The following is a 25,008-nucleotide window of genomic DNA, read 5'->3' on the forward strand; positions in this document are numbered from 1 at the left end:
AAGAAAGTTCTGAACTCAACTGACGGTATGCCGCTTTACCCTGAGTCGTCAGAGCATGCATGGGAAAGATGACAAGAAAAAAACAGCAGGTTTAACGGGCGCTTGAGGAGCGGAGAGACGACACGTGTGCCCTGCAGAGATGAGAAAGCCCGTCAGGAGACGGGCTTCAACTTGTGACAGGTTTTCCGGTCAGAGTGGCTTGCCGCGGTTGCCATGCTGGCTGACAAAGGCCTGCACAGCTTTCAGGTCATTTGGCAAAACGGTGCAGCGCTCATCTCGCTCGAACAAATCAGAAAGATGGGTTGGTAGTTCAAGCGCTTTTCCTACACCGGCTTTTTCGACGGCTTCAGGGAATTTGACCGGATGGGCCGTTCCCAGAATCACCATCGGAATATCCAGGCTTCGACGGCACTCACGCGCAGCCTTGACGCCGATGGCCGTGTGCGGATCGAGCAACTCACCGGTTTGCTCGAAGACGTCTGCGATGGTCTCGCAGGTTTGCGCGTCATCCACGGCCAGCGAGTCGAAGAGTTTGCGCGCTTCGGTCCAGCGCTCTTGCTCGACGCTGAAACCGCCACCTTGCTTGAAGGTGTCCATCAGGCCGGCAATGGCGGCACCGTTGCGACCGTGCAGGTCGAACAGCAGGCGCTCGAAGTTCGAGGAAACCATGATGTCCATCGACGGCGACAGTGTGGCGTGCAGGGTTTCCTTGACGTACTGATTGCCGCTCATGAAGCGGTGCAGGATGTCGTTGCGGTTGGTGGCGACGATCAACTGGTTGATCGGCAGGCCCATGTTGCGTGCCAGGTAGCCCGCAAAGATGTCACCGAAGTTGCCGGTTGGCACCGAGAACGACACCGAGCGCGCCGGGCCACCCAACTGCAGGGCTGCGTGGAAGTAGTAGACGATCTGGGCCATGATCCGCGCCCAGTTGATCGAGTTCACCGCCACCAGACGCGTGCCTTTGAGGAAGCTCTGGTCGGCGAAGCTCGCCTTGACCATTTCCTGGCAATCATCGAAGTTGCCTTCGATGGCGATGTTGTGGATGTTCTCGCCGAAGATAGTGGTCATCTGGCGACGCTGCACTTCGGACACACGGTTGTGCGGGTGCAGGATGAAGATGTCGACGTTTTCGCAGTGCTTGCAGCCTTCGATGGCGGCCGAACCGGTATCACCCGAGGTGGCGCCGACGATCACGACGCGTTCACCGCGTTTTTCCAGCACGTAGTCAAGCAGACGACCGAGCAATTGCAGGGCGAAGTCCTTGAACGCCAGGGTCGGGCCGTGGAACAGTTCCAGCACCCATTCGTTGCCGTTCAATTGACGCAACGGCGCCACAGCGTTGTGGGAGAACACGCCGTACGTTTCTTCAAGGATTTTTTTGAAGTCGGCGTCAGGAATGCTGCCGGTGACAAACGGGCGCATCACCCGGAAAGCCAGCTCGTGGTATGGCAGGCCGGCCCAGGAAGCGATTTCTTCCTGGGTGAAACGTGGCAGGTTTTCCGGCACGTACAGGCCGCCGTCACTGGCCAGACCGGCCAACAGCACGTCTTCGAAATTCAGGGCCGGTGCCTGGCCGCGGGTACTGATATAACGCATGACTGGCTCCACTATTCAGAGTTCGCAAACCCGGGCTCGCGCACAAGCCCGGTGAACAATAACGACTTAGTTCAGGTGCTCGACGCGGATCCGCACCACCGGACCGACCACGCCCTGCAAGGCTTCGAGCGCTGCAATGGCGTCGTTCATGTGCTGTTCCAGCACACGGTGGGTCAGCAGGATCATGGGCACCAAGCCGTCGTGCTCTTCGACTTCCTTTTGCATGATCGATTCGATGTTGATACCGCGCTCCGACAGAATGCTCGCAACTTGGGCCAGCACGCCCGGATGGTCCTTGGCCTGGATGCGCAGGTAGTAGGCACTTTCGCAGGCTTCGATCGGCAGGATCGGGTGGGCCGACAGCGAATCCGGCTGGAAGGCCAGGTGCGGTACGCGGTTTTCCGGGTCGCAAGTCATGGCGCGAACCACATCCACCAGGTCGGCGATCACCGACGAAGCCGTTGGCTCCATGCCGGCACCGGCACCGTAGAACAGGGTCGAACCGGCAGCGTCGCCGTTGACCATCACGGCGTTCATCACGCCGTTGACGTTGGCGATCAGGCGATCGGCCGGGATCAGCGTCGGGTGCACACGCAGTTCGATGCCGGCAGCCGTGCTACGCGCCACGCCCAGGTGCTTGATGCGATAACCCAGCGCTTCGGCGTAGTTCACGTCAGCGGTGGTCAGCTTGGTGATGCCTTCGGTGTAAGCCTTGTCGAATTGCAGCGGGATACCGAACGCGATGGACGCCAGGATCGTCAGCTTGTGCGCCGCGTCGATGCCTTCGACGTCGAAGGTCGGATCGGCTTCGGCGTAACCCAGGGCCTGGGCTTCGGCGAGCACGTCTTCGAAGGTCCGGCCCTTCTCACGCATTTCGGTGAGGATGAAGTTGCCGGTACCGTTGATAATGCCGGCGACCCAGTTGATGCGGTTGGCCGACAGACCTTCACGGATCGCCTTGATCACCGGAATGCCACCGGCCACGGCCGCTTCGAACGCGACGATCACGCCTTTCTCGCGGGCCTTGGCGAAAATTTCATTACCGTGAACGGCGATCAGTGCCTTGTTCGCGGTGACCACATGCTTGCCATTCTCGATGGCTTTGAGTACCAGCTCGCGGGCAACGGTGTAGCCGCCCATCAGCTCTATAACGATGTCGATCTCAGGGTTCGTGGCCACTTCGAAGACATCGTTGGTAATCGCAATACCGGTCGTCTGGAACTGAGGCTTTGGCGTGCGCATGGCAATTTGTGCCACTTCGATTCCACGCCCGGCACGACGAGCAATTTCCTCGGCGTTGCGCTGAAGTACGTTGAAGGTACCGCCACCGACGGTCCCTAACCCACAGATGCCTACTTTGACCGGTTTCACTGTGAACTCCCCATAAAACGGCCGACTCAAGGTCGGCCGTGGAAAACAGCCGCACGCTGTGCGGCTCTCTATTAATGGAACGGCGACTGCTGTCGTCGCTCCATGATCGTCAAAGGCTTACCGTGACGACGCAGGATTATTTCGCACCCAGTGCCAGTTTGGCGACTTGTGGTGCTGGCTGGTAGCCCGGAATCACTTGGCCATCGGCCAAAACGATGGCTGGTGTACCGTTCACGCCGATCGACTGGCCCAGAGCGAACTGCCTGGAAACCGGGTTAGCACACTTGGCAGCCTTGATTTCCTTGCCGTCGACCATTTTGTCCATCGCCGCTTTTTTGTCAGTGGAGCACCACACGGCTTGCAATTGCTCATCACCCGGCGAGCCGAGGCCCTGGCGCGGGAAAGCAACATAACGCACTTCGATGCCCATCTTGTTCAATGCAGGCACTTCGGCGTGCAATTTGTGGCAGTACGGGCAGGTGGTGTCGGTGAATACGGTGATGTGGGTCTTGGTTTCGCCAATCGCCGGGTAAACCACGGTTTCAGCAACTGGAATACCGTTGATCAGCTTGGAGATACCCAGACGCTCGGCCTTCTCGGTCAGGTTGACCGGTTTGCCGTCCTTGAGCTGGAACACGTAGCCCTGAACGATGTACTGGCCATCGGCGCTGGCGTACAGCACGCGGCTGCCCTTGAGTTTGACTTCGTAGAGACCGGCCAATGGGCTGGCACTAATGGACTCGATCGGGGTGTCGAGCTGGAGGGTTTCCAGGCTTTTACGAATGGCTTTATCAGCCGCATCATCGGCGACGGCAAAGGTGCTGACCAACGCAATGGCTGCGGCGGCGAAAATCTGGGTCAGACGCATGAGAACTCCTGAAGGCGGGCAAATGGGTCGGCTAGAACGCCCGTAATGAAACACCGGGTCATAACCGCCCATCGTGCAAACCCACAAAGCCTACCACATAAGGCCCGCGTGGCCGAATGCGCCTGACATAAGACGCTTACTTGCTGATCAACGCAGATCCGCCCCTCGTAGCAGCTGGCGCAGCCTGCGTTCGGCTGCGAAGCAGTCGTCAGTTTTGTATCCGGGTTTAACTGAAACACCGCAGTGTCTGATTTCACGACTGCTACGCAGCCGAACGCAGGCTGCGCCAGCTGCTACGGGGTTGCGTCGTTTCAGTTATCCAATCAGCCGCGTGGATGGTGTTTGGCGTGCAGGTCTTGCAAGCGGGCGCGAGCGACGTGGGTGTAGATCTGCGTGGTCGAGAGGTCGCTATGGCCGAGCAACATTTGCACTACCCGCAAATCGGCGCCGTGGTTGAGCAGATGGGTGGCGAAGGCATGGCGCAAGGTATGCGGCGACAGGGACTTGCCGATCCCGGCGACTTGGGCCTGGTGCTTGATGCGATGCCAGAAGGTCTGGCGGGTCATCTGCTCGCCACGCAGGCTCGGAAACAGCACATCGCTGGGCCGCCCGCCCAGCAACTCGCTACGCGCATCGCGCAGGTAGCGCTCGACCCAGACAATCGCCTCCTCGCCCATCGGCACCAGTCGCTCCTTGCTGCCCTTGCCCATGACGCGCAGCACGCCCTGGCGCAGATTGATCTGCTCCAGCGTCAGGCTGATCAGCTCGGTGACCCGCAGGCCACAGGCGTACAAAACTTCCAGCATGGCGCGATCCCGTTGGCCGATCGCTTCGCTCAGATCCGGTGCGGCGAGCAAGGCTTCCACGTCCGCTTCCGACAACGACTTGGGCAATGGCCTGCCGAGTTGCGGCATGTCGACGCGCAATGTCGGGTCGACAGCAATCAGCTTTTCACGCAGCAAATAGCGATAGAACCCACGTACACCTGAAAGAAACCTTGCCGTAGACCGGGGCTTGTAGTTTTGTTCGAGACGCCAGGCCAGATGATCGAGGATCAACTCGCGCCCGGCGTTGACCAGCTCCAGGCCCTTTTCCTGCAACCAGCCGTTAAACAGGGCCAGGTCACTGCGATAGGCGTCACGGGTGTTATCCGACAGGCCTTTTTCCAGCCACAGGGCGTCGAGAAACTGGTCTATCCGTGGATGATCGATGGCAGGCATGGGCACTCAAGACACGCAGGCTTGAGGCTGCGCGAAAAAATTACGGGACATTGAAAATGACCAATAGTCTTTCATAACCCGCTATCTCAAGGAACAGGGAGATAACGAGTTGAAACCATCAAAGATCGCAGCCTGCGGCAGCTCCTACGCCGGACGCACTCCTCTGTAGGAGCTGCCGCAGGCTGCGATCTGTTCGGTGCGGTGTTCGACGTCTAGTGCGCGGGGGGATTGGGAATAAATCGCAGGCAACAAAAAAGCAGCCCGTAGGCTGCTTTTTTCTGCATCGGAAGCTGGACTTAAGCCAGTTTTTCCTTGATGCGAGCTGCTTTACCCGACAGGTCACGCAGGTAGTACAGCTTGGCTTTACGTACGTCACCGCGACGTTTAACGGCCATGCTGTCGATTTGCGGGCTGTAGGTCTGGAAAGTACGCTCTACGCCAACACCGTTGGAGATTTTACGAACAGTGAAAGCACTGTTCACACCACGGTTACGCTTGGCGATAACGACGCCTTCGAACGCTTGCAGACGCGAACGGTCGCCTTCCTTCACTTTCACCTGAACGACAATGGTGTCGCCCGGGGCAAAGGTAGGGATCTCTTTGGTCATCTGCTCTGCTTCGAGTGCAAGGATGATTTTGTTAGTCATGCTGTGCTCCTAAGGTAAATCGTCGGATCTACCATCGATACGTTGTTAACTATCGTCCCGCTCGCGGATATATTCCTCGAGCAGCTTCTTCTCTTCTCCAGAAAGCGAGCGGCTTTCCAGAAGATCGGCGCGTCGTTCAAAGGTCCTACCAAGGGACTGCTGTAAACGCCAACGCCGGATATGCGCGTGATTGCCACTTAGCAACACGTCGGGAACACGCTGATCCGCATACACCTCAGGTCGGGTGTAGTGCGGGCAATCCAGCAGACCATCCGTAAAGGAATCTTCCTCGGCGGAGTCCGCATGCCCTAAAGCTCCAGGCAGCAGTCGTGTAACCGCATCGATCAGGACCATCGCCGGCAGCTCGCCGCCAGACAGTACATAGTCGCCAATCGACCACTCTTCATCGACATGAGCATCAATAAAACGCTCGTCAATGCCTTCATAGCGGCCGGCAATCAGGATTAATGCTTCCTCATTCGCCAACTCGCGTACCGCCGACTGAGTCAGTTGACGGCCTTGGGGCGACAGATAAATTACCTTCGCCGCCTCCCCGGCTGCTGCCTTGGCCTGAACCAGAGCATCTTCCAGGGGCTTGATCTTCATCACCATGCCCGGACCACCGCCAAATGGGCGATCGTCCACAGTGTGATGTCGATCCGTCGTGTAGTCTCGCGGATTCCAACAGGTGAGCTGCAACAGCCCCTGTTTCACCGCACGACTGGTGATGCCGTACTCGCTGATGGCGGAGAACATCTCGGGAAACAAACTGATCACTTCTACGCGCAAATTAGCCACGCTTAGAAGTCCGCATCCCATTCCACCTTCATCTCGCCTGCGGCAAGGTCGACTACCAACACGCATTGCTCCGTATAGGGCAACAGGCGTTCGCGATCGTCCAGGCTGCCAGCGCAAGGCTTGACCACCATTACATCATTGGCGCCGGTTTCCAGAAGATGATCGATCTTCCCGAGCAATTGCCCGAGTTGGTCAATAACCTTCAGACCTTCCAGTTGGTACCAGTAGTACTCGCCGTCGGTCAATTCAGGGAACAGGTTGCGCGGCACGCAGATCTCATAACCGGCCAGAAGACGAGCTTCTTCACGATCATCAAGACCTTTGAGCTTTGCGACCAGGAACTTGTCGTTCCCACGTCCGCTGACCAGCTCAACCTGTTTAACGCTGCCTTCGCGCTTGAGCGTCCAGGTTTTGTATTGCAACAGGTTTTCAGTCGGATCAGTAAAGGAGTAAACCTTCACTTCGCCGCGAACGCCATGAACAGAATAAATCTTGCCGATAACGATCAAATCATCAGCAATGGCAGGCGTCGCGTTCATATTGCTCAGGCCGCAGCCTTAGATGCATCCTTCAACAACTGAGCAACACGCTCAGAAGGTTGTGCACCAACGCTCAGCCAGTAGGCTACGCGCTCTTGGTTCACGGACAGACGGACTTCTTGACCACGAGCGATCGGGTTGAAGAAACCAACCTGTTCCTTGTGCGAACCGTCGCGCGGGTTGCGGCTGTCGGTTACGGTCAAGTGGTAAAACGGGCGCTTTTTGGAGCCGCCAAGGGCAAGACGGATTGTTAGCATGTGAACATCGTTCCTGTAGTCGGTGCTGCAAATCTAAAGGCACAGCGGGCATAGGTGCCCGAAAGGCCGCATATTCTAAGGAATATCCGGACTTTTGCAAATGTCTTTTTCCGGCGGTCTTTCGGCCGCCATCAAGATTTGCTATAGAGCCGTTGCGAACAACGGCGAGTCAGCTCCCGCCAAGCGCGGGTTTGCTGGAGATCCCACATCGCTGTGGGCAGCGCAAGAGCAAGCCCTTGCGCGAATTTTTTACATTTTCGGCATACCACCGCCAGGCAACATACCGCCCATGCCGCGCATCATTTTGGCCATTCCGCCTTTGGCGGAGAACTTCTTCATCATCTTCTGCATCTGCTTGTGCTGCTTGATCAAGCGACCGATGTCCTGCACCTGGGTGCCGGAACCCATGGCGATCCGACGTTTGCGAGAACCGCTGATCAGCTCAGGGTCGCGGCGCTCGGCCGGGGTCATGGAATTGATGATGGCTTCCATCTGTTTGAATTGCTTCTCTGCCGCACCCTGGGCATTGCCCATTTGCGCCAGATTCACCCCGCCGATGTTCGGCAGCTTGTCCATGAGCCCGCCGAGGCCGCCCATGTTCTTCATCTGTTGCAGCTGATCGCGGAAGTCTTCGAGGTCGAAGCCTTTGCCTTTCTTCAGCTTTTTGGCCAGCTTGTCGGCCTTGTCCTTGTCGAGGGTCGCCTCGGCCTGCTCGATCAGGCTGAGCACGTCGCCCATGCCGAGGATGCGCGATGCGATCCGCTCCGGGTGGAACGGCTCGAGGGCTTCGGTCTTCTCGCCCATACCGATGAACTTGATCGGCTTGCCAGTGATCGCTCGCACCGACAGCGCGGCACCGCCACGGGCGTCACCGTCGACCTTGGTCAGGATCACACCGGTCAGCGGCAGCGCGTCGCCAAAGGCCTTGGCCGTGATGGCGGCGTCCTGGCCGGTCATGGCGTCGACCACGAACAGCGTTTCGACCGGTTTGATCGCCGCGTGCAGGGCCTTGATCTCGCCCATCATCTCTTCGTCGATGTGCAGACGACCGGCGGTATCGACGATGACCACGTCGATGAATTTCAGTCTTGCTTCTTTAATGGCCGCTTCGGCGATGTCGACCGGCTTCTGGCTCAGGTCGGACGGGAAGAACGTCACACCGATATCGTTGGCCAGGGTTTCCAACTGTTTGATCGCGGCCGGACGGTAAACGTCCGCCGACACCACCATCACCGACTTTTTCTTGCGCTCTTTAAGGAAGCGCGCCAGCTTGCCAGCGGTGGTGGTTTTACCGGCACCTTGCAAACCGGCCATCAAAATGACGGCTGGCGGCACGGCGCTCAGGTTCAAATCTTCGTTGGCGGCGCCCATCAGGCTTTCGAGTTCGGCCTGGACGATCTTCACGAAGGCCTGGCCCGGCGTCAGGCTGCGCGACACCTCGGTGCCGACAGCGCGCTCCTTCACCGAATTGACGAAGTCTTTGACCACCGGCAAGGCGACGTCGGCTTCGAGCAACGCCATGCGCACTTCGCGCAGGGTGTCTTTGATATTGTCCTCGGTCAGCTTGGCCTTGCCGGTGACATGGCGCAGCGTCTGCGAGAGACGGTCGGTTAAGTTTTCAAACATGCGCGATCCTTTCAGGCCCTATGGAGACCGAGGTAATGGCGGCCCAGACCGTGAAAAACATGTGCTCGGCGAGCCTGCGGCGTGGGCAGGTCGCGGATTATAGCGAAGACTGCGTCTGGCGCACACCCGCTGTCTGGTTGAGTGGTCTTTCGTGTGATGTCGGTTGTATGCCAAACTCATCCCCTTTCGGGCTTGCCTAACAGGATTTATGCTCCCTTTGTCACCCAGTTTGCTCAGCACCCTCGCCGCCGCTTGCTTGTACGCCGCTGCGACTCTCTATCAAGGCACTCGTCTGGCCCAAGGCGCCAAGGCGAACAAACGCCTGCTGGTCTCGCTCGGCATCCTTGCCGTGCTGGCCCACGGCGCGAGCCTCTTCACCCATCTGATGACGCCGATCGGCCTGGGTCTGGACTTTTTCAGTGCCGCCAGCCTGATCGCCGCTGCCGTCATCGCACTGACACTGCTGGCCTGCGCTCGGATCCCGGTGGAAAACCTGCTGGTGTTGCTGTTCCCGCTGGGGATGGCCACGGTGCTGCTGGCGCAGTTCGCGCCCTCGGGCACCGTGCAGGTGATCGACGAAGAGCCGGGAATTCTGGCGCATATCCTGCTGTCGATCCTCGCCTACGGCATGTTCACCATCGCGGTGTTCCAGGCGTTGCTGCTGTTGGTCCAGGACCATCAGCTCAAGCACAAGCACCCGTCCGGCCTGATCAAGAACTTCCCGCCACTGCAAACCATGGAAAGCCTGCTGTTCGGTTTCCTTTGGGCCGGCTGGACCCTGCTTTCGCTGTCGCTGATCTCCGGCTGGCTGTTCGTCGAAAACCTGTTCGCCCAGCATCTGGTGCACAAAACCCTGCTGGCGTGCCTGGCCTGGATCGTGTTCAGCGTGTTGCTGTGGGGGCGCAATCGTCTTGGCTGGCGCGGCCACAAGGCTATTCGCTGGACCCTCGCCGGTTTCTGCCTGCTGATGCTGGCCTATTTCGGCAGCAAGCTGGTCCGCGAATTCATCCTGCACATCTGACGGGTATTCGCCATGGATAACCTGCCCATAGGGCCACTGCTCGCCGTGCTGGCCCTGCTGATCTTATGGTCAGGGCTGTTCACCGCCATCGAAGCCGCACAGCAGCATCTATTGGCCCAGCGCACCGCCTCGCGTTCCGGCGACAAGCCGGTCGCGAAACTCGGCTTCCCGCTCAACAGCCTGATCTTCTGCAATACCCTGTGCCGCGCGCTGGTGGTGGTCATCAGTACGCTGCTGGCGATTTTCGGCTGGGCTGAAAAAGGTCCATGGCTCGCCTGCCTGAGCGCCGCCGCTGCACTGCTGGTGCTTGCCGATTACCTGCCACGCACGCTCGCCAGCCGTTATCCGGACGCGATCCTGGCACTGGGCAATACCCTGCTCGGCGTGCCGCTGAAAATGATTTACCCGGCCGCGTGGCTGCTCAACGGCATCAGCCAATGGCTGCTCAAGCCGTTCGCACGCAAGGTCAAGATCGTCCAGCAAAGCGAAGACGAGCCACCTGCACTGCAGAATAACGACACCGACCACGAACACGCGGCTTGCCGACCGCACGCGCTGTCGGGCATTCATGCGCTGGACAACATTACCGTCAACGACATTCTGGTACCACGCAGTGAAGTCGACGGGATCAATCTGGATGACTCGATCGAGGAAATCATCGAACAACTGCGCACCAACAAGCGCACGCGTCTGCCAGTGTTTCACAGTGACATCAACCAGGTCGAAGCGGTGCTCAATACCCGGCAAATCTTCCATTTGCTGCCCGACGCCAGCCTGACCAAGGAAGCCTTGCTGGCGGCGTGTCGCGAACCTTACTTCGTTCCCGAAAGCACCCCGTTGCAACTGCAACTGCTGAACTTCCACAAACAGCAGCGTCGCCTGGGGATGGTGGTCGACGAATACGGCGAAGTAGAAGGCATCGTCACCCTGGAAGACATTCTTGAGGAGATCGTCGGCGAATTCGAAAGCCAGCACAGCCTCGACAACCCGCACATTCACCCACAGGCCGATGGCCGACTGGTGATCGAGGGGGCAGCCTCCATTCGCGAGCTGAACAAAAGCCTGGGCTGGCACCTGCCGAGCGACGGCCCGAAAACCCTCAACGGGCTGGTCACCGAGGCATTGGAAACCATTCCTGACAGCGCGGTGTGCCTGAAAATCGGCCGTTATCGGCTGGAAATCCTCGAAACCGAAGACAACCGCGTCAGCCGGGTGTTGATCTGGCACGTAGCCGCCAGCGAGGCCACAAGCCTGCGTTCGGCGGTGAGGCCGTCGTAAAACCCACATCCCTGGGTGTTCGACCATAATAATTCGCTCCACCGGAGCACATGACTGTCAGGGATTACCGCATGACGACCAGCACGACTTACAGCGACGCTGCGCCTGCCCAACCGACGAATTCCGCCACGCGGGTCGCGACGGCCAGCTTCATCGGCACCGCCATCGAGTTCTACGACTTCTATGTCTACGCCACGGCCGCCGCACTGGTGATCGGCCCGGTGTTCTTTCCGCAGACGTCCGGCACCGCCCAGATGCTCTCGGCCTTCCTGACCTTCGGCATCGCCTTCCTCGCTCGCCCCATAGGTTCGGCGCTATTCGGCCACTTCGGCGACCGCATCGGGCGTAAATCAACCCTGGTCGCCTCCTTGCTGCTAATGGGCGTCTGCACCACGCTAATCGGCGTGCTGCCGGGTTACGAGAGCATTGGCGCCTGGGCACCGATCCTGCTCTGTGTGTTGCGCTTCGGCCAAGGCCTTGGACTGGGCGGCGAATGGGGCGGTGCGGCCTTGCTCGCCACCGAAAATGCACCAAAGGGCAAACGCGCCTGGTTCGGCATGTTCCCGCAACTCGGCCCGTCAATCGGCTTTCTCGCCGCTAACGGGCTGTTTCTGACCCTGGCGATGACCCTGAACGAGGAGCAATTTCGCTCCTGGGGCTGGCGGATTCCGTTCCTGCTCAGCGCCGTGCTGGTGATGGTCGGCCTGTATGTGCGCCTGAAACTGCATGAAACGCCGGTCTTCGCCAACGCGATAGCACGTCAGGAACGGGTGAAGATCCCGCTGGTCGAGCTGCTCAGCCAATACTGGGCACCGATGCTGTTGGGTGCAGCGGCGATGGTGGTCTGCTACGCGCTGTTTTACATCTCGACGGTGTTTTCCCTGAGTTACGGTGTTTCGACCCTGGGTTACAGCCGCGAAACCTTCCTCGGCCTGCTGTGCTTCGCCGTGCTGTTCATGGCCGCAGCCACACCGCTGTCGGCTTGGGCCAGTGACCGTTTCGGGCGCAAACCGGTGCTGATCATCGGTGGTGTACTGGCGATTCTCTCGGGCTTCACCATGGAACCACTGCTGACCCACGGCACGACGTGGGGCGTGGCACTGTTCCTGTGCATCGAGCTGTTTCTGATGGGCGTGACGTTCGCCCCAATGGGTGCGTTGCTGCCAGAGCTGTTCCCCACCCATGTGCGCTACACCGGCGCATCGGCGGCCTACAACCTGGGTGGCATTGTTGGCGCTTCGGCTGCACCATTCTTCGCACAGAAGCTGGTGGCGATGGGCGGCTTGAGTTGGGTTGGCGGGTATGTGTCAGCGGCAGCGGTGATCAGCTTGATCGCTGTGCTGTGCCTGAAAGAAACACGCAATAACGACCTGAATCAGATCTAGTCAGATCGTTCCCACGCGGCAGCGTGGGAACGTTCATCAGACCTTACAGCTCTACAACAACAGCCTGGGAAGCACGGGTCGCTTTGGCGCGGGCGGCCTCGATCGACTCGTCACGAGCCAAGGCAACGCCCATGCGGCGCTGACCATTGACTTCCGGCTTGCCAAACAGACGCAGCGCAGTATCCGGCTCGGCCAGTGCGGCACCCAGGTTGGCAAAAGCGGTCTGGGTCGACTGACCTTCCACCAGAATCACCGCCGATGCCGATGGGCCGAACTGACGGATCAACGGGATCGGCAAGCCGAGAATCGCCCGTGCATGCAAGGCAAACTGCGACAGGTCCTGAGAAATCAGGGTCACCAGACCGGTGTCGTGCGGGCGCGGCGACACTTCGCTGAACCACACCTGATCACCCTTGATGAACAGCTCAACGCCGAATAGACCACGGCCCCCGAGGGCTTCGGTCACGGATTTGGCCACGCGCTCGGATTCCGCCAGCGCAATCGGGCTCATGGCTTGCGGCTGCCAGGACTCCTGGTAGTCGCCCTTCTCCTGACGATGGCCGACGGGCGCGCAGAACGTGGTGCCGCCGACGTGGCGAACGGTGAGCAAGGTGATTTCGTAGTCGAAGTCGATGAAGCCTTCGATGATCACCCGGCCTTTACCGGCACGACCGCCTTCCTGTGCATAATCCCAGGCCTTCTGCACGTCATCGACGCTGCGCAGCAGGCTCTGGCCTTTGCCCGAAGAGCTCATGACTGGCTTGACCACGCACGGGAAGCCCAGGTCGTCGACCGCCTTGCGGTAGTCTTCGAAGGTATCGGCGAAGTGGTACGGCGAGGTCGGCAGGTCCAGCTCTTCAGCGGCCAGACGACGGATGCCTTCACGGTTCATGGTCAGCTGCGCAGCGCGCGCGGTCGGAATTACGGTGAAGCCTTCGGCTTCCAGTTCGACCAGCGTGGCCGTGGCGATGGCTTCGATTTCCGGCACGATGAAGTGCGGCTTCTCGGCTTCGATCACCGCTCGCAGGGCGGCGCCATCAAGCATGTTGATCACATGGCTGCGATGCGCCACCTGCATCGCCGGCGCGTTGGCGTAACGATCCACGGCAATCACTTCAACGCCCAGGCGTTGCAGCTCGATCACCACTTCCTTGCCCAACTCACCACAGCCACACAGCAAAACGCGGGTCGCGGTTGGCGACAATGGAGTTCCGATACGGGTCATCTCAGGTCCTCAAAGGAGCGGATCATCGAGGGTTGCTGCATGAGTGGCCTGTGTGGCCACCCGCGCGCTTCCCTTAGGGAGAAAACGCGGCATTTTACATGAACCTGAGGGTTTGGCTCAGCTTGCCAGCGCGTTCTTGCGCAAACGCCAGGCCATCGCCAGCCAGACGATGGTCACACCGGCGAATTTCGAACCCAGAGCGGTGAGGATCACGCCCGGCGTCAGGGCATCGATCATGCCGAAGAAGATGAAGGTATCCAGCGGAATGCTCAATGCCGAACTTATCCACAGGCGGTCGTGCAACGGACGCTTGGTGATGCTGAACACCAGCCAGTCAATGCACTCCGAAACAGCGAAGGCAATGGCGCTGGCCAGGGCGATGGAGGGATCAGAGGTGATGTAGGACAGCACCAGCGCCGCCAGCATCGCGGCTATCGCGCCGTGACCGAACCGGGTTTGCACCATGTCGCGCAGCACGAATACCAGCCCCCCCAGGCCGACCAGATGATGTCCAGGTGCGGGGCGGTGGAAAAGGCGTAGTTGATCAGCACGACACTGCTGATGTAAGCGATCAGGAAGAGCATGGGGCGCAGGGATACCTGTCAGATTTGCGCACAGGGTACTTCAGCCATGCAGAGTCGCCAAAGGCTTAAGATCAAAAGATCGCAGCCTGCGGCAGCTCCTACAGGGATCGGCGCAGGCTGCGATCTTTTGATCTAACGGCTACCGATCGGATGTTTTACCCAGCATCCAAACCAACCCGCTCGACTTCGCCCTTTCATGACACACCCCCAACACCTTGCGGCGTTCGTCGTTGTCCATCCGGCTCCAGCGGGTGATCTCATCTACCGAGCGCTGACACCCGGTGCAGATATCGTCCTCATCCAGCGCACAAATGCTCACACACGGCGAGGGTACGGGTCTTTCGGTGGCGTTCATTCCTCCTGCTCGACCAGATCGCGGGCATAACGCAGCGAGTTATGCACATAGTGGGCGGCACTGGCTTCGAGCATTTTCTTCTGGGGTTCGGTCAGCTCACGCACCACTTTGCCCGGCGAACCCATGACCAGCGAACCGTCAGGGATTTCCTTGCCTTCGCCGATCAGTGAGTTGGCGCCGATGATGCAATTTTTGCCGATTTTCGCGCCGTTGAGAATGACCGCGTTAATACCGATCAGGCTGTAATCGCCCACCGTGCAGCCGTGCAACATCGCGTTATGACCGATGGTCACGCCGGTGCCGATGGTCAGCGGGTAGCCCATGTCGGTGTGCATCACCGTGCCGTCCTGCACGTTACTGTTCTTGCCGATCAGGATCAGCTCGTTGTCACCGCGCAATACCGCGTTGAACCAGACGTTGGCGCCCTCTTCCAGTTTGACCCTGCCCACCAGCACGGCATTAGGTGCGACCCAGCTCTGCGGGTGGGTTTCGACACGGGCGTCGCCCAGGCGGTATTTCATCTTTTTATCCTCAAGGCTCAGGCAGGCGTTCACTTGCAACAACAGGTTCACGCCATACGCGCGATGGCTTCAAATATTGATAAAGCTATTCGGGGGTTGGTGCAGGCTGATCTGCGCGTCATAGAGCAGGTTGATCAACTCGACGATCATGATCGCGGTCAGCCCCCAGATTTTGTATTCGCCGTAACGGTAGCTCGGCACATACCAGCTGCGCCCCTGATAATCGATGCGGTGCGTGTGTTCACGCGGGTCCTTGCGGAAGAACTCCAGCGGCACGCTGAACACCGCGGCAATTTCAGCGTCGTTGGCGCGGTACTCGACGAAGTCCGGAATCACCCCGACATAAGGCGTGACCTTGATCCCGTGCAGGGAAATCAACGGACTCAGCGGACCGATGACCTCCACCAGACCGGGTGGCAGACCGATTTCTTCTTCAGCTTCACGCAACGCGGTGAACATCAGGTCCGGGTCTTCCGGATCGCGTCGCCCGCCGGGGAAGGCCACTTCACCGCCGTGGGTCGAGAGCCCGCTGGCGCGCAAGGTTAAAACCAGTTCCGGCTCGTCACTACGAGTGATGGGCACCAACACCGCGGCTTCGGGGAAACGCCGGTCGGTTTCCAGGGTTCGCGGGGTGTGGTTGCTTACTCGATGCAGTAGCTCGTCCAGCATGAGACTTCTCGATTTATTCGCTACTTTGCATCATGCACCAATCGCATCGACCGCCCAACCCCTGAAACCGTGGCATGTCGCTAAACGACAACTTGCCGACAGACACCGCCGCACGCCAAGATAGGCACAGCATTTTCGGAACCCCAGCATGAAATTCTGCAGCCAGTGCGGTAACCCGGTCACCCAACGCATTCCCGAAGGCGATTCGCGCCTGCGCTACGTGTGCGACCAGTGCCAGACCATCCATTACCAGAACCCGAATATTGTCGCCGGCTGCCTGCCAATCTGGGGCACTCAGGTGCTGTTATGCCGACGCGCCATCGAGCCGCGCCGCGGTTACTGGACCTTGCCGGCCGGCTTCATGGAAAACGGTGAAACCATCGAACAGGCGGCCATTCGTGAAACCGCCGAAGAAGCCTGTGCGCGGGTGCGCAACCTGAACATCTATACGCTGATCGATGTGCCGCACATCAGCCAGGTGCACGTGTTCTTTCGCGCTGAACTGGTGGACCTGGACTTTGCCGCGGGCGAAGAAAGCCTGGAAGTGAAGCTTTTCGAAGAAGCCGACATTCCATGGTCGGATCTGGCTTTTCGCACGGTCGGCCGTACCCTAGAATGTTTCTATGCAGACCGTCGGGTAGAGAATTTCCCTGTACGCTGCGAATCCATTCCTCCGCTTGCTCTGCCTGCGATCACTTAAACAACAACAGTACGCCGTACTCTCAGGGATATCGTTTTAATGCGCTGGTTGCTTGCCCTCTTCTGCCTGTCGTTTGTCATGGTTTCCCAAGCTGCTACCACGGAGACTCTGGACGGCAAACTCATCGAAAAAGTGTTGGTGCTCAAATCTGCCCATCAGTTGCAACTGATCAATGACGGCAAGCCACTGCGGACCTATCGCATCTCATTGGGCAAAAATCCCAGAGGCCCGAAGCTGATGGCGGGCGACCGGCGCACGCCTGAAGGCTTGTATTGGCTGGATTGGCGTAAGGTCAGCGACCGCTTCAACCTGGCCATGCACATTTCCTACCCGAACATCAGCGACTCCGTCCGCTCGCGCCGTGAAGGCGTGGATCCTGGTGGCATGATCATGATTCACGGCACCCCGGATACCGAAGAAAATCCTGAAGAGCTGTTCCACACCCTGGACTGGACCGACGGCTGCATTGGCATGCGCAACGTCGACATGCGCGAAGTCTGGGGCTTGGTCAAAGACGGCACGATGATCGAAATCCGCCCCTGACTCGGCCTCTTCAAAAAAATAAATCAAAAGATCGCAGCCTGCGGCAGCTCCTACAGCGTTGATACCATTTCATCCCGTAGGAGCTGCCGCAGGCTGCGATCTTTGCGCGTGTAACGCCCTCCCCTAATACCACTTAAAACCCAAGGCCGCTGCGCCCTCCAGCGTGGTGTGCATTCGCTCGCCTCGAGCAGCGCACTGGCGTTGACATGGTATTTAAGTGGTATTACTTTTGCGCCATTACCGGGGCGACAACACTCCAATATCCGCATCGGAACCCAAGCCAATGAACCACATTCTGGCCCTGCGCCCTGACGACACCCAGCCAACGCCGTTGTACCTGCAACTGGCGCGCAACCTGGAAGCGGCGATCCATGCAGGCCAATGGAAAGCCGAGCAAGCATTGCCGTCGGAACGCAATCTCAGCGAAATGCTGAACATCTCCCGCGTGACCGCCCGCAAGGCACTGGAAGTGCTGTTCGAACAAGGCCTGATCCGTCGCAGCCAAGGCTCCGGCACCTTCATCACCCCGCGCCTCGAACAACCGCTGTCCCGGCTGTCCGGGTTCAGTGAAATGCTCCGCCTCAAAGGTTTCGTGCCGAGTTCGCAATGGCTGGAGCGGGAAATCACCCAGCCGACCCACGAAGAACTGATCCGCCTCGCGCTCTCGCCCTACGACAAAGTCGCGCGCCTCAAGCGTCTGCGCAAAGCCGACGACACCGTGATGGCCATCGAAATGAGCACCCTGCCCGCCTCGATCATTGCCCAGCCGCAAGCCGTCGGTGATTCGCTTTACGAATACCTCGACGGTATCGGCAAACCGGTCGTGCGCGCCCTGCAACACATCCAGGCAATCAACGCCTCGGACGAATTCGCCGCGCTGGTCGGCATCGCCCCCGGCACCGCCATGCTGCTGATGACCCGGGTCGGCTACCTCGAAGACAACACCCCGATCGAAGTCACCGACACCTATTGCCGCAACGACTACTACGACTTTGTCGCAGAGCTTCGTCGCTAAGCGCTTCGACGCGAAGCCCTGCGCCACGACGCCGGAGAACTACTGATGTCCGAAGACAACATCCTCACCGCCCAAGGCTGGATTCGCGGCCGGTTGATCCATGAACACGGCAAGATCGTGCGCATCGAAGGTCAGCTGTGCGACCCGGCGGACAACGACCTGCCTTACCTGCTGCCGGGTTTCATCGACCTGCACGTTCACGGCGGTGGCGGCAAGGACATCATGGAAGGCACGCCGGCCTTCGACACCATCACCAAAACCCACGTGCGTTTCGGTACCACATCGCTGCTGGCCACCACCATGACCGCGCCACCGGAAGAAATTTCCCGCGTGCTGGCAGAGGTCGGCGAGTTCTGCGAACAACGCCCGAAAGGCAGCGCCCGAGTACTCGGCGTGCATTTGGAAGGCCCCTACATCAACCCCGGAAAACTCGGAGCACAACCGAACTTCGCCCATACCGCGTTGATGGCCGAAGTCGAAGCCTATCTGGCGCTGGCGCCGATTCGGGTGATTACCATTGCCCCGGAAATCGCCGGTCACGACAAACTGATTCGCGCGCTCAGCGACCGTGGTGTGCGCATGCAAATCGGCCACACCCTGGGCAGCTACGAAGAAGGCGTCGCGGCGCTGGAGGCCGGCGCCAGCAGTTTCACCCACCTTTACAACGCCATGAGCCCGCTGCATCACCGCGAGCCGGGAATCGTCGGCGCGGCACTGGCTCATGCCAAATACGCCGAACTGATTCCAGACCTGCTGCACGTCCATCCCGGCGCGATCCGCGTGGCCCTGCGCTCGATCCCTTGCCTGTATTGCGTCACCGACTCCACCGCTGCCGCCGGCATGCCGGACGGCGAATACAAGCTCGGTAGCCACACCGTGACCAAATGCCTGGGCGGTGTGCGCCTGCCCGACGGCACGCTGGCCGGCAGCACCCTGACCATGGATCAGGCGCTGCGCAACCTGGTGAAAATCGGCCTGCCATTGGCCGAAGCTTCACAACGTCTTTCGCAATTCCCCGCCGACTACCTCGGCCTGCAAGAGCGCGGCCGCCTGCAACCCGGCGCCTGGGCTGACTGCGTGCGTCTGGATCGCTCACTCACACTGACCGCGGTAATGGTCGAAGGAGAAGACATTGACTTCAAAAATGCTTGAAGAGGCGCTGTCCTCGTACATGGCCGTCGACGCTCAGTTGCAGCAACTGGATCCGCAGATGATCGAGATTGCCGGGCGTTTGAACCGTCAGCCGCCGCAAGTGGCGATGACAGTCGCACGCGGCAGTTCCGATCACGCCGCGAGCTACTTCGCCTACCTGACCATGCAGCATGTGGGCATTCCAGTGGCGTCGCTGCCGATGTCGGTGGTGACCATGCAGCAAGCGCCGCTTAAGGTCAGCGGCCAAGTGGCGTTTGGATTCTCGCAGTCCGGGCAGAGTCCGGATCTGGTCAACAGCCTGCGCCTGTTGCGCAAGCGTGGCGCCCTGAGCATTTCGATGGTCAATGTCGAGAACTCGCCACTGGAAGCCGCGTGCGAGTTCAGTCTGCCGCTGTGTGCGGGCCTTGAGTGCAGCGTCGCCGCAACCAAAAGTTTTATCGCCACCCTCAGCGCCAGCGCGCGCTTGATTGCCCACTGGAAGCAGGACGCCGAGTTGCTGCAAGCCGGCCTCGCGCTGCCAGCAGCTTTGCGCGAAGCCGCGACTCAGGACTGGAGCCTGGCCGTCGACGTATTGCGTGATTGCCAACGCTTGATGGTGATCGGCCGTGGAGCCGGGTTTGCCATCGCCCAGGAAGCGGCTTTGAAACTCAAGGAAACTTCGGCAATTCAGGCCGAAGCCTTCAGCAGCGCCGAAGTGAAGCACGGGCCAATGGCACTGATCGACGACAACTACCCGCTGCTGGTGTTCGCCCCGCGCGGTGCCGAACAGGCGGGGCTGTTGAGCCTCGCTGCCGAGATGCGTCAGCGCGGTGCCCGCGTATTGCTGGCCGCCCCGGATGACGTCAGCGAACGCGACCTGACGCTGAGCCGCGCCGAACACCCGGCACTGGACCCGATTCTCGCCATCCAGAGTTTCTACGTCATGGCGGCCGGCCTTGCGGTCGCCCGTGGCATGGACCCGGACCAGCCGCGTCACCTGAGCAAAGTGACCCGCACCCATTAAATCCGTAGATATCTACACATCTGTGATGGCGGGTGAATACCCCCGTAGGAGCTGCCGAAGGCTGCGATCTTTTGACTTTCAGGTCGGTTCAAACAACGAGCCACCATGGACAAGATCAAAAGATCGCAGCCTTCGGCAGCTCCTACAGAGGGCCAGCCAGGCGATGTACCGAACCGTAGTTTTTACTGATGAGACCGAGCCATGCATAACAACAATAAAGACCTGACCCTCAGCGCCCCGCTCAGCGGCCCGGTGCTCACGCTCGCCAAGGTTCCGGACCCGGTGTTCGCCAGCGGCGCCATGGGTGACGGAATCGCCATCGACCCGCTGAACAACACCCTGCACGCACCGTGTGCCGGGGTGGTGGTGCATGTTGCCCGCACCGGCCACGCCGTCACCCTGCGCGCCGACAATGGCGCCGAACTGCTGCTGCACCTGGGCCTGGACACCGTCGAGTTGCAGGGCGAAGGGTTCTCCATACTGGTCAAGGAAGGCACCCGCGTCAGCAATGGCCAGGCGTTGCTGCGCTTTGATCTGGACCAGGTCGCGCAAGGCTGCAAAAGCCTGGTCAGCCTGTTGATCCTGACCAACAGCGAGGACTTTCAGGTGCTGCCGATCACCCTGAAATCGGTCAAGGTCGGCGAGCCGCTGCTGCACATCGTGCCGAAAACCATCCACAACGCGCAGGCCGAAGTCGACAGCTCTGGCGCCGAAGTCCACGGGCACATTCGGATCAGCCATCGCGGTGGTTTGCATGCACGCCCGGCAGCGCTGATCCGCCAGACCGCGCACCAGTTCAACAGCAAATCGCAGCTGCATTTCGCCGGTAAATCGGCGTCGTGTGACAGCCTGATCGGGCTCATGGGCCTGGGTATCGGCGAGCAGGACGAGGTTCAAGTCAGCTGCAAGGGCGTCGATGCCAAGGCGGCGCTGCAAGCGTTGCTGAACGCCTTGTCCAGCGCGGTCAACGACCACAGCCTCGCGGCCGCACCGACACCGATTGCCCAACGTACCCGCACCGCCGAAGCCGGCATGCTCAATGGTGTCTGTGCAGCGCCTGGACTGGTCGGTGGCCCGCTGTTCCAACTGGCGGCCATCCACCTGCCGGAAGACACCGGCAACGCTAACGCCGAAGAACAACTGCAAGCCCTCGACCGTGCGCTGGAACGGGTTCGCAGCGAAATCCGCGAAACGCTGTCCCACGCCAAAAAGCACAAGTACACCGAAGAAGAGCAGATTTTCGCCGCCCACCTGGCGCTGCTCGAAGACCCGGCGCTGCTTGAAGCGGCCCTCCAGTCGATCGATCAGGGCAGCGCCGCAACCCACGCCTGGAGCCAGTCAATCGAGGTGCAGTGCGAAGTGCTGCAAAATCTCGGCAACCCGCTGCTGGCCGAACGGGCCAACGACCTGCGCGACCTCAAGCAACGCGTGCTGCGCGCCTTGCTCGGTCAAGACTGGCACTACGACGTGCCGGCCGGCGCTATCGTCGCCGCGCATGAACTGACCCCTTCCGATTTGCTGCAACTGAGCCAACAAGGCGTTGCCGGACTGTGCATGGCCGAAGGTGGCGCGACCTCCCATGTGGCAATTCTCGCCCGTGGCAAAGGCCTGCCGTGTCTGGTTGCCCTCGGTTCGTCACTGCTCAATCAACCGCAAGGCCAGTCGGTGGTACTGAATGCCGACGGCGGGCGCCTGGAGCTGACCCCCAATAGCCAACGCCTGGAGCAAGTCGCTCAGGCCCAGCGTGAACATCTGCAACGCCGCGAACGCCAACACGCTCAGGCGCATAACCCGGCGCACACCCGCGATGGCCTGCGTATCGAAGTCGCGGCCAACGTGGCCTCCAGCGCCGAAGCCGCTGACGCGTTGAAAGGCGGAGCCGATGGCGTTGGCCTGTTGCGCACCGAGTTTCTGTTTGTCGATCGCCAGACCGCGCCAGACGAACAAGAGCAGCGCCAGGCCTATCAAGCGGTGCTGGATGCCATGGGCGACAAGTCGGTGATCATCCGCACCATCGACGTCGGTGGCGACAAGCAACTCGACTACCTGCCACTGCCAGCCGAAGCCAACCCGGTGCTCGGCCTGCGCGGAATCCGCATGGCGCAGGTACGCCCGGAACTGCTCGACCAACAATTGCGCGCACTGCTACAGGTCAGCCCATTGCAGCGCTGCAGGATTCTGCTGCCGATGGTCAGCGAGGTCGACGAATTGCTGCACATCCGTCAACGCCTGGATGCGTTGTGCGCCGAGCTTGCGCTAACGCAGCGCCCGGAACTGGGCGTAATGATCGAAGTCCCGGCCGCCGCCTTGCTCGCCGAGCAACTGGCCGAACACGCGGACTTCCTGTCCATCGGCACCAACGACTTGTCCCAATACACCCTGGCCATGGACCGCGACCACGCCGGTCTCGCCGCTCGAGTCGATGCCTTGCACCCGGCGCTGTTGCGACTGATTGCACACACCTGCGCCGGCGCGGCCAAGCATCAGCGTTGGGTCGGCGTTTGCGGTGCGCTGGCCTCCGATCCGCTGGCGACCCCGGTGCTGATTGGCCTGGGCATCAGCGAGCTGTCCGTCAGCCCGCCGCAGGTCGGTGAAATCAAGGAACGGGTTCGCCAACTGGACGCCGCCGACTGCCGGCGCTTCAGCGCCACCTTGCTCAACCTGAGCAGCGCTGCTGCGGTGCGTCACGCCTGCCATCAACAGTGGCCTCTGAGCTGAACAACAACAGCTACCAGAACAACAAGAACCCAGGGAGATACGCCATGTACCAACTCTTCATCGAAGGCTTGCAGCGCCTCGGACGGGCGCTGATGCTGCCCATCGCAATCCTGCCGATTGCCGGCCTGTTGCTGCGCCTGGGCGACACCGACCTTTTGAACATCGCGATCATCCACGACGCCGGGCAGGTGATCTTCGCCAACCTCGCGCTGATCTTCGCCATCGGCATCGCCGTCGGGTTCGCCAAGGACAACAACGGCACCGCCGGGCTGGCCGGGGCGATTGGTTACCTGGTGATGGTCTCCACGCTCAAGGTGCTGGATGCGAGCATCAACATGGGCATGCTCGCCGGGATCATCAGCGGCCTGATGGCCGGTGCACTGTACAACCGCTTCAAGGACATCAAGCTGCCGGAATACCTGGCGTTCTTCGGCGGCCGGCGCTTCGTGCCGATTGCCACCGGGTTCACCGCGGTTGGCCTGGGCGTGGTGTTCGGCCTGATCTGGCCGATAATCCAGCAAGGCATCAACAGCTTCGGCCAATTGCTGCTGGAAAGCGGCAGCATCGGCGCCTTCGTCTTCGGCGTGTTCAACCGCTTGCTGATCATCACCGGCCTGCACCACATCCTCAACAACATGGCGTGGTTCATCTTCGGCAGCTTCACCGACCCGACCACCGGCGCGATCGTGACCGGCGACCTGGCGCGCTACTTTGCCGGCGACCCGAAGGGCGGCCAGTTCATGACCGGGATGTTCCCGATGATGATCTTCGGCCTGCCCGCCGCCTGCCTGGCGATGTACCGCAACGCCCTGCCGGAACGCCGCAAAGTCATGGGCGGGATCTTCCTGTCGATGGCCTTGACCTCATTTCTGACCGGCGTCACCGAGCCGATCGAATTCGCCTTCATGTTCCTTGCGCCGCTGCTGTATTTGCTGCACGCACTGCTGACCGGCATGGCGATGGCCATCACCAACGCGCTGAACATCCATTTGGGGTTCACCTTCTCCGGCGGCGCCATCGACATGGCGCTGGGCTGGGGCAAGTCCACCAACGGCTGGCGGGTGTTCCCGGTGGGCCTGGCGTACGCGGTGATCTACTACGTCGTGTTCGACTTCTGCATCCGCCGCTTCAACCTGAAGACGCCGGGGCGCGAAGGCACCGCTGTCGCTGAAAAAGCCGAGCTGAACGACAACCAGCGGGCCGGGGCCTACCTTCAAGCCTTGGGCGGCGCTGACAACCTGATCACCGTCGGCGCCTGTACCACCCGGCTGCGCCTGGAAATGGTCGACCGCAACAAGGCCTCCGACAGCGAATTGAAAGCCCTCGGCGCCATGGCCGTGGTTCGCCCCGGCAAGGGTGGCAGCTTGCAGGTGGTGGTCGGGCCGCTGGCCGACAGCATTGCCGATGAAATTCGCCAAGCGATGCCGTACGCCGGTACAACCGTGATAGCCACTGTCGTGGTTGCCCAAGAAGCACCGAAAGCAGCGCCCGTGGCGACACCGGAAGCGCAGAAATGGCTGAACGCGCTGGGCGGCAGCGACAACGTGCTGCAACTCGACTGCGTGGCGATGACGCGGATTCGCCTGCAACTGGCGGACGGTAAAGCACTGTCGGAGTGTCAGCTCAAGGACTTGGGTTGCCAGGGTGTGAGCGCGTTGGACGGTGGTGTGTGGCACTTGTTGATTGGCGATAAAGCGTTGAGTTTGAGTGAGGCGCTGGAGGGGTTGGTGAATCGTAGTGAGGTGAGTGCGAAGGTTTAGCACCTTAAAAGATCGTCGAAAGATGCGTGGGAATGCTCTGTCTTCTAACGCACCGCATAAACACAGGTATGTCCTTCTTATGGTCGCGACGCGCATTCTGTAGGGGCTGCCGCAGGCTGCGATCTTTTGGCGGTGGCCGGTTATCCACAGGCCG

The 25,008-nt window shown here is 60.2% G+C and carries 23 protein-coding genes and 1 pseudogene; 10 read left to right on the plus strand and 14 right to left on the minus strand.

Features of this window, described 5'->3' with window-relative positions:
• Positions 1–189 precede the first annotated feature (189 nt).
• The 9 genes from thrC to ffh form a co-directional block, all read right to left on the minus strand.
• Positions 190–1,599, minus strand: coding sequence for a threonine synthase (gene thrC, locus BLL42_RS08680; protein ID WP_071551687.1), 1,410 nt, complete (start codon positions 1,597–1,599; stop codon positions 190–192).
• A 66-nt stretch (positions 1,600–1,665) separates the two neighbouring features.
• Positions 1,666–2,970, minus strand: coding sequence for a homoserine dehydrogenase (locus BLL42_RS08685; RefSeq protein ID WP_071551688.1), 1,305 nt, complete (start codon positions 2,968–2,970; stop codon positions 1,666–1,668).
• 136 nt (positions 2,971–3,106) lie between these two features.
• Positions 3,107–3,838 carry a DsbC family protein gene (locus BLL42_RS08690; protein ID WP_071551689.1) on the minus strand — a complete coding sequence of 244 codons (732 nt, stop codon included), beginning with the start codon at positions 3,836–3,838 and terminating at the stop codon, positions 3,107–3,109.
• A gap of 323 nt (positions 3,839–4,161) precedes the next feature.
• A complete protein-coding gene (gene xerD, locus BLL42_RS08695) occupies positions 4,162–5,058 on the minus strand; it encodes a site-specific tyrosine recombinase XerD (protein WP_071551690.1) in 897 nt (298 codons plus the stop codon).
• A gap of 296 nt (positions 5,059–5,354) precedes the next feature.
• Positions 5,355–5,705, minus strand: a complete 351-nt coding sequence (rplS, locus tag BLL42_RS08700; protein WP_003175895.1) for a 50S ribosomal protein L19 — start codon at positions 5,703–5,705, stop codon at positions 5,355–5,357.
• A gap of 45 nt (positions 5,706–5,750) precedes the next feature.
• Positions 5,751–6,524 carry a tRNA (guanosine(37)-N1)-methyltransferase TrmD gene (trmD, locus tag BLL42_RS08705; RefSeq protein ID WP_174553328.1) on the minus strand — a complete coding sequence of 258 codons (774 nt, stop codon included), beginning with the start codon at positions 6,522–6,524 and terminating at the stop codon, positions 5,751–5,753.
• Positions 6,506–7,042: a ribosome maturation factor RimM gene (gene rimM / locus BLL42_RS08710; protein WP_071551692.1), complete on the minus strand. Its 537-nt coding sequence runs from the start codon at positions 7,040–7,042 to the stop codon at positions 6,506–6,508. Before rimM ends, trmD begins: the two co-directional genes overlap by 19 nt.
• A 5-nt stretch (positions 7,043–7,047) precedes the next feature.
• The gene (gene rpsP / locus BLL42_RS08715) at positions 7,048–7,299 is read right to left on the minus strand and encodes a 30S ribosomal protein S16 (protein ID WP_003209587.1); all 252 of its coding nucleotides are present in this window, start codon (positions 7,297–7,299) and stop codon (positions 7,048–7,050) included.
• Positions 7,300–7,548: 249 nt separating this feature from the next.
• Positions 7,549–8,925, minus strand: coding sequence for a signal recognition particle protein (gene ffh / locus BLL42_RS08720; protein WP_019692014.1), 1,377 nt, complete (start codon positions 8,923–8,925; stop codon positions 7,549–7,551).
• 208 nt (positions 8,926–9,133) lie between these two features.
• Between ffh and BLL42_RS08725 the strand changes: the two genes are divergently transcribed.
• From BLL42_RS08725 to BLL42_RS08735, 3 genes are all read left to right on the plus strand, one after another.
• Positions 9,134–9,946, plus strand: a complete 813-nt coding sequence (locus tag BLL42_RS08725; RefSeq protein ID WP_071551693.1) for a cytochrome C assembly family protein — start codon at positions 9,134–9,136, stop codon at positions 9,944–9,946.
• 12 nt (positions 9,947–9,958) lie between these two features.
• Entirely contained in the window at positions 9,959–11,224 is a 1,266-nt protein-coding gene (locus BLL42_RS08730; protein WP_071551694.1) for a transporter associated domain-containing protein, read from the plus strand.
• A gap of 71 nt (positions 11,225–11,295) precedes the next feature.
• Complete coding sequence (locus tag BLL42_RS08735) at positions 11,296–12,609, plus strand: MFS transporter (protein WP_071551695.1); 1,314 nt, start codon at positions 11,296–11,298, stop codon at positions 12,607–12,609.
• A gap of 43 nt (positions 12,610–12,652) precedes the next feature.
• Here the strand turns inward: BLL42_RS08735 and purT are convergent, their stop codons facing one another.
• The 5 genes and pseudogenes from purT to BLL42_RS08760 form a co-directional block, all read right to left on the minus strand.
• Entirely contained in the window at positions 12,653–13,834 is a 1,182-nt protein-coding gene (gene purT, locus BLL42_RS08740) for a formate-dependent phosphoribosylglycinamide formyltransferase (RefSeq protein ID WP_071551696.1), read from the minus strand.
• 117 nt (positions 13,835–13,951) lie between these two features.
• Positions 13,952–14,418, minus strand: a pseudogene (locus BLL42_RS08745) (preQ0 transporter).
• Between the two features lie 139 nt (positions 14,419–14,557).
• Entirely contained in the window at positions 14,558–14,773 is a 216-nt protein-coding gene (locus tag BLL42_RS08750; RefSeq protein ID WP_071551697.1) for a DUF1289 domain-containing protein, read from the minus strand.
• A complete protein-coding gene (locus tag BLL42_RS08755) occupies positions 14,770–15,294 on the minus strand; it encodes a gamma carbonic anhydrase family protein (RefSeq protein ID WP_071555722.1) in 525 nt (174 codons plus the stop codon). The genes BLL42_RS08750 and BLL42_RS08755 overlap by 4 nt, the downstream gene beginning before the upstream one ends.
• Positions 15,295–15,363: 69 nt before the next feature.
• On the minus strand, positions 15,364–15,963 hold the full coding sequence (locus tag BLL42_RS08760) for a CoA pyrophosphatase (RefSeq protein WP_071551698.1): 600 nt from the start codon (positions 15,961–15,963) through the stop codon (positions 15,364–15,366).
• Positions 15,964–16,111: 148 nt separating this feature from the next.
• On the opposite strand from BLL42_RS08760, the gene BLL42_RS08765 reads away from it, so the two are divergent.
• The 7 genes from BLL42_RS08765 (at position 16,112) to nagE (ending at position 24,854) form a co-directional block, all read left to right on the plus strand.
• Positions 16,112–16,663 carry an NUDIX hydrolase gene (locus BLL42_RS08765; RefSeq protein WP_071551699.1) on the plus strand — a complete coding sequence of 184 codons (552 nt, stop codon included), beginning with the start codon at positions 16,112–16,114 and terminating at the stop codon, positions 16,661–16,663.
• 39 nt (positions 16,664–16,702) lie between these two features.
• Positions 16,703–17,206 carry a L,D-transpeptidase family protein gene (locus tag BLL42_RS08770; RefSeq protein WP_071551700.1) on the plus strand — a complete coding sequence of 168 codons (504 nt, stop codon included), beginning with the start codon at positions 16,703–16,705 and terminating at the stop codon, positions 17,204–17,206.
• 283 nt (positions 17,207–17,489) lie between these two features.
• Positions 17,490–18,221, plus strand: a complete 732-nt coding sequence (locus BLL42_RS08775) for a GntR family transcriptional regulator (RefSeq protein ID WP_071551701.1) — start codon at positions 17,490–17,492, stop codon at positions 18,219–18,221.
• Positions 18,222–18,266: 45 nt separating this feature from the next.
• Positions 18,267–19,373: an N-acetylglucosamine-6-phosphate deacetylase gene (gene nagA / locus BLL42_RS08780; RefSeq protein ID WP_071551702.1), complete on the plus strand. Its 1,107-nt coding sequence runs from the start codon at positions 18,267–18,269 to the stop codon at positions 19,371–19,373.
• Positions 19,366–20,376 carry an SIS domain-containing protein gene (locus tag BLL42_RS08785; protein WP_071551703.1) on the plus strand — a complete coding sequence of 337 codons (1,011 nt, stop codon included), beginning with the start codon at positions 19,366–19,368 and terminating at the stop codon, positions 20,374–20,376. Before nagA ends, BLL42_RS08785 begins: the two co-directional genes overlap by 8 nt.
• 201 nt (positions 20,377–20,577) lie before the next feature.
• Positions 20,578–23,094, plus strand: coding sequence for a phosphoenolpyruvate--protein phosphotransferase (ptsP, locus tag BLL42_RS08790; RefSeq protein ID WP_071551704.1), 2,517 nt, complete (start codon positions 20,578–20,580; stop codon positions 23,092–23,094).
• 44 nt (positions 23,095–23,138) lie between these two features.
• Positions 23,139–24,854 (plus strand): N-acetylglucosamine-specific PTS transporter subunit IIBC, encoded by a 1,716-nt coding sequence (gene nagE / locus BLL42_RS08795; protein ID WP_071551705.1) that lies wholly within the window; start codon positions 23,139–23,141, stop codon positions 24,852–24,854.
• The last annotated feature ends 154 nt before the right edge of the window (positions 24,855–25,008 follow it).

Origin of the sequence: Pseudomonas frederiksbergensis (assembly GCF_001874645.1) — a bacterium.
GTDB classification, from domain to species: Bacteria; Pseudomonadota; Gammaproteobacteria; order Pseudomonadales; family Pseudomonadaceae; genus Aquipseudomonas; species Aquipseudomonas frederiksbergensis_B.

Coding starts and splice junctions, on each gene's coding strand:
- nagE (WP_071551705.1), top strand. CDS start 23,139: ATGTACCAACTCTTCATCGAAGGCTTGCAGCGCCTCGGACGGGCGCTG.
- BLL42_RS08770 (WP_071551700.1), top strand. CDS start 16,703: ATGCGCTGGTTGCTTGCCCTCTTCTGCCTGTCGTTTGTCATGGTTTCC.
- BLL42_RS08785 (WP_071551703.1), top strand. CDS start 19,366: ATGCTTGAAGAGGCGCTGTCCTCGTACATGGCCGTCGACGCTCAGTTG.
- BLL42_RS08730 (WP_071551694.1), top strand. CDS start 9,959: ATGGATAACCTGCCCATAGGGCCACTGCTCGCCGTGCTGGCCCTGCTG.
- trmD (WP_174553328.1), bottom strand. CDS start 6,524: ATGGGATGCGGACTTCTAAGCGTGGCTAATTTGCGCGTAGAAGTGATC.
- rpsP (WP_003209587.1), bottom strand. CDS start 7,299: ATGCTAACAATCCGTCTTGCCCTTGGCGGCTCCAAAAAGCGCCCGTTT.
- BLL42_RS08735 (WP_071551695.1), top strand. CDS start 11,296: ATGACGACCAGCACGACTTACAGCGACGCTGCGCCTGCCCAACCGACG.
- BLL42_RS08690 (WP_071551689.1), bottom strand. CDS start 3,838: ATGCGTCTGACCCAGATTTTCGCCGCCGCAGCCATTGCGTTGGTCAGC.
- BLL42_RS08755 (WP_071555722.1), bottom strand. CDS start 15,294: ATGAAATACCGCCTGGGCGACGCCCGTGTCGAAACCCACCCGCAGAGC.
- ptsP (WP_071551704.1), top strand. CDS start 20,578: ATGCATAACAACAATAAAGACCTGACCCTCAGCGCCCCGCTCAGCGGC.
- rimM (WP_071551692.1), bottom strand. CDS start 7,042: ATGAACGCGACGCCTGCCATTGCTGATGATTTGATCGTTATCGGCAAG.
- rplS (WP_003175895.1), bottom strand. CDS start 5,705: ATGACTAACAAAATCATCCTTGCACTCGAAGCAGAGCAGATGACCAAA.
- ffh (WP_019692014.1), bottom strand. CDS start 8,925: ATGTTTGAAAACTTAACCGACCGTCTCTCGCAGACGCTGCGCCATGTC.
- thrC (WP_071551687.1), bottom strand. CDS start 1,599: ATGCGTTATATCAGTACCCGCGGCCAGGCACCGGCCCTGAATTTCGAA.
- BLL42_RS08760 (WP_071551698.1), bottom strand. CDS start 15,963: ATGCTGGACGAGCTACTGCATCGAGTAAGCAACCACACCCCGCGAACC.
- nagA (WP_071551702.1), top strand. CDS start 18,267: ATGTCCGAAGACAACATCCTCACCGCCCAAGGCTGGATTCGCGGCCGG.
- BLL42_RS08765 (WP_071551699.1), top strand. CDS start 16,112: ATGAAATTCTGCAGCCAGTGCGGTAACCCGGTCACCCAACGCATTCCC.
- purT (WP_071551696.1), bottom strand. CDS start 13,834: ATGACCCGTATCGGAACTCCATTGTCGCCAACCGCGACCCGCGTTTTG.
- xerD (WP_071551690.1), bottom strand. CDS start 5,058: ATGCCTGCCATCGATCATCCACGGATAGACCAGTTTCTCGACGCCCTG.
- BLL42_RS08725 (WP_071551693.1), top strand. CDS start 9,134: ATGCTCCCTTTGTCACCCAGTTTGCTCAGCACCCTCGCCGCCGCTTGC.
- BLL42_RS08750 (WP_071551697.1), bottom strand. CDS start 14,773: ATGAACGCCACCGAAAGACCCGTACCCTCGCCGTGTGTGAGCATTTGT.
- BLL42_RS08775 (WP_071551701.1), top strand. CDS start 17,490: ATGAACCACATTCTGGCCCTGCGCCCTGACGACACCCAGCCAACGCCG.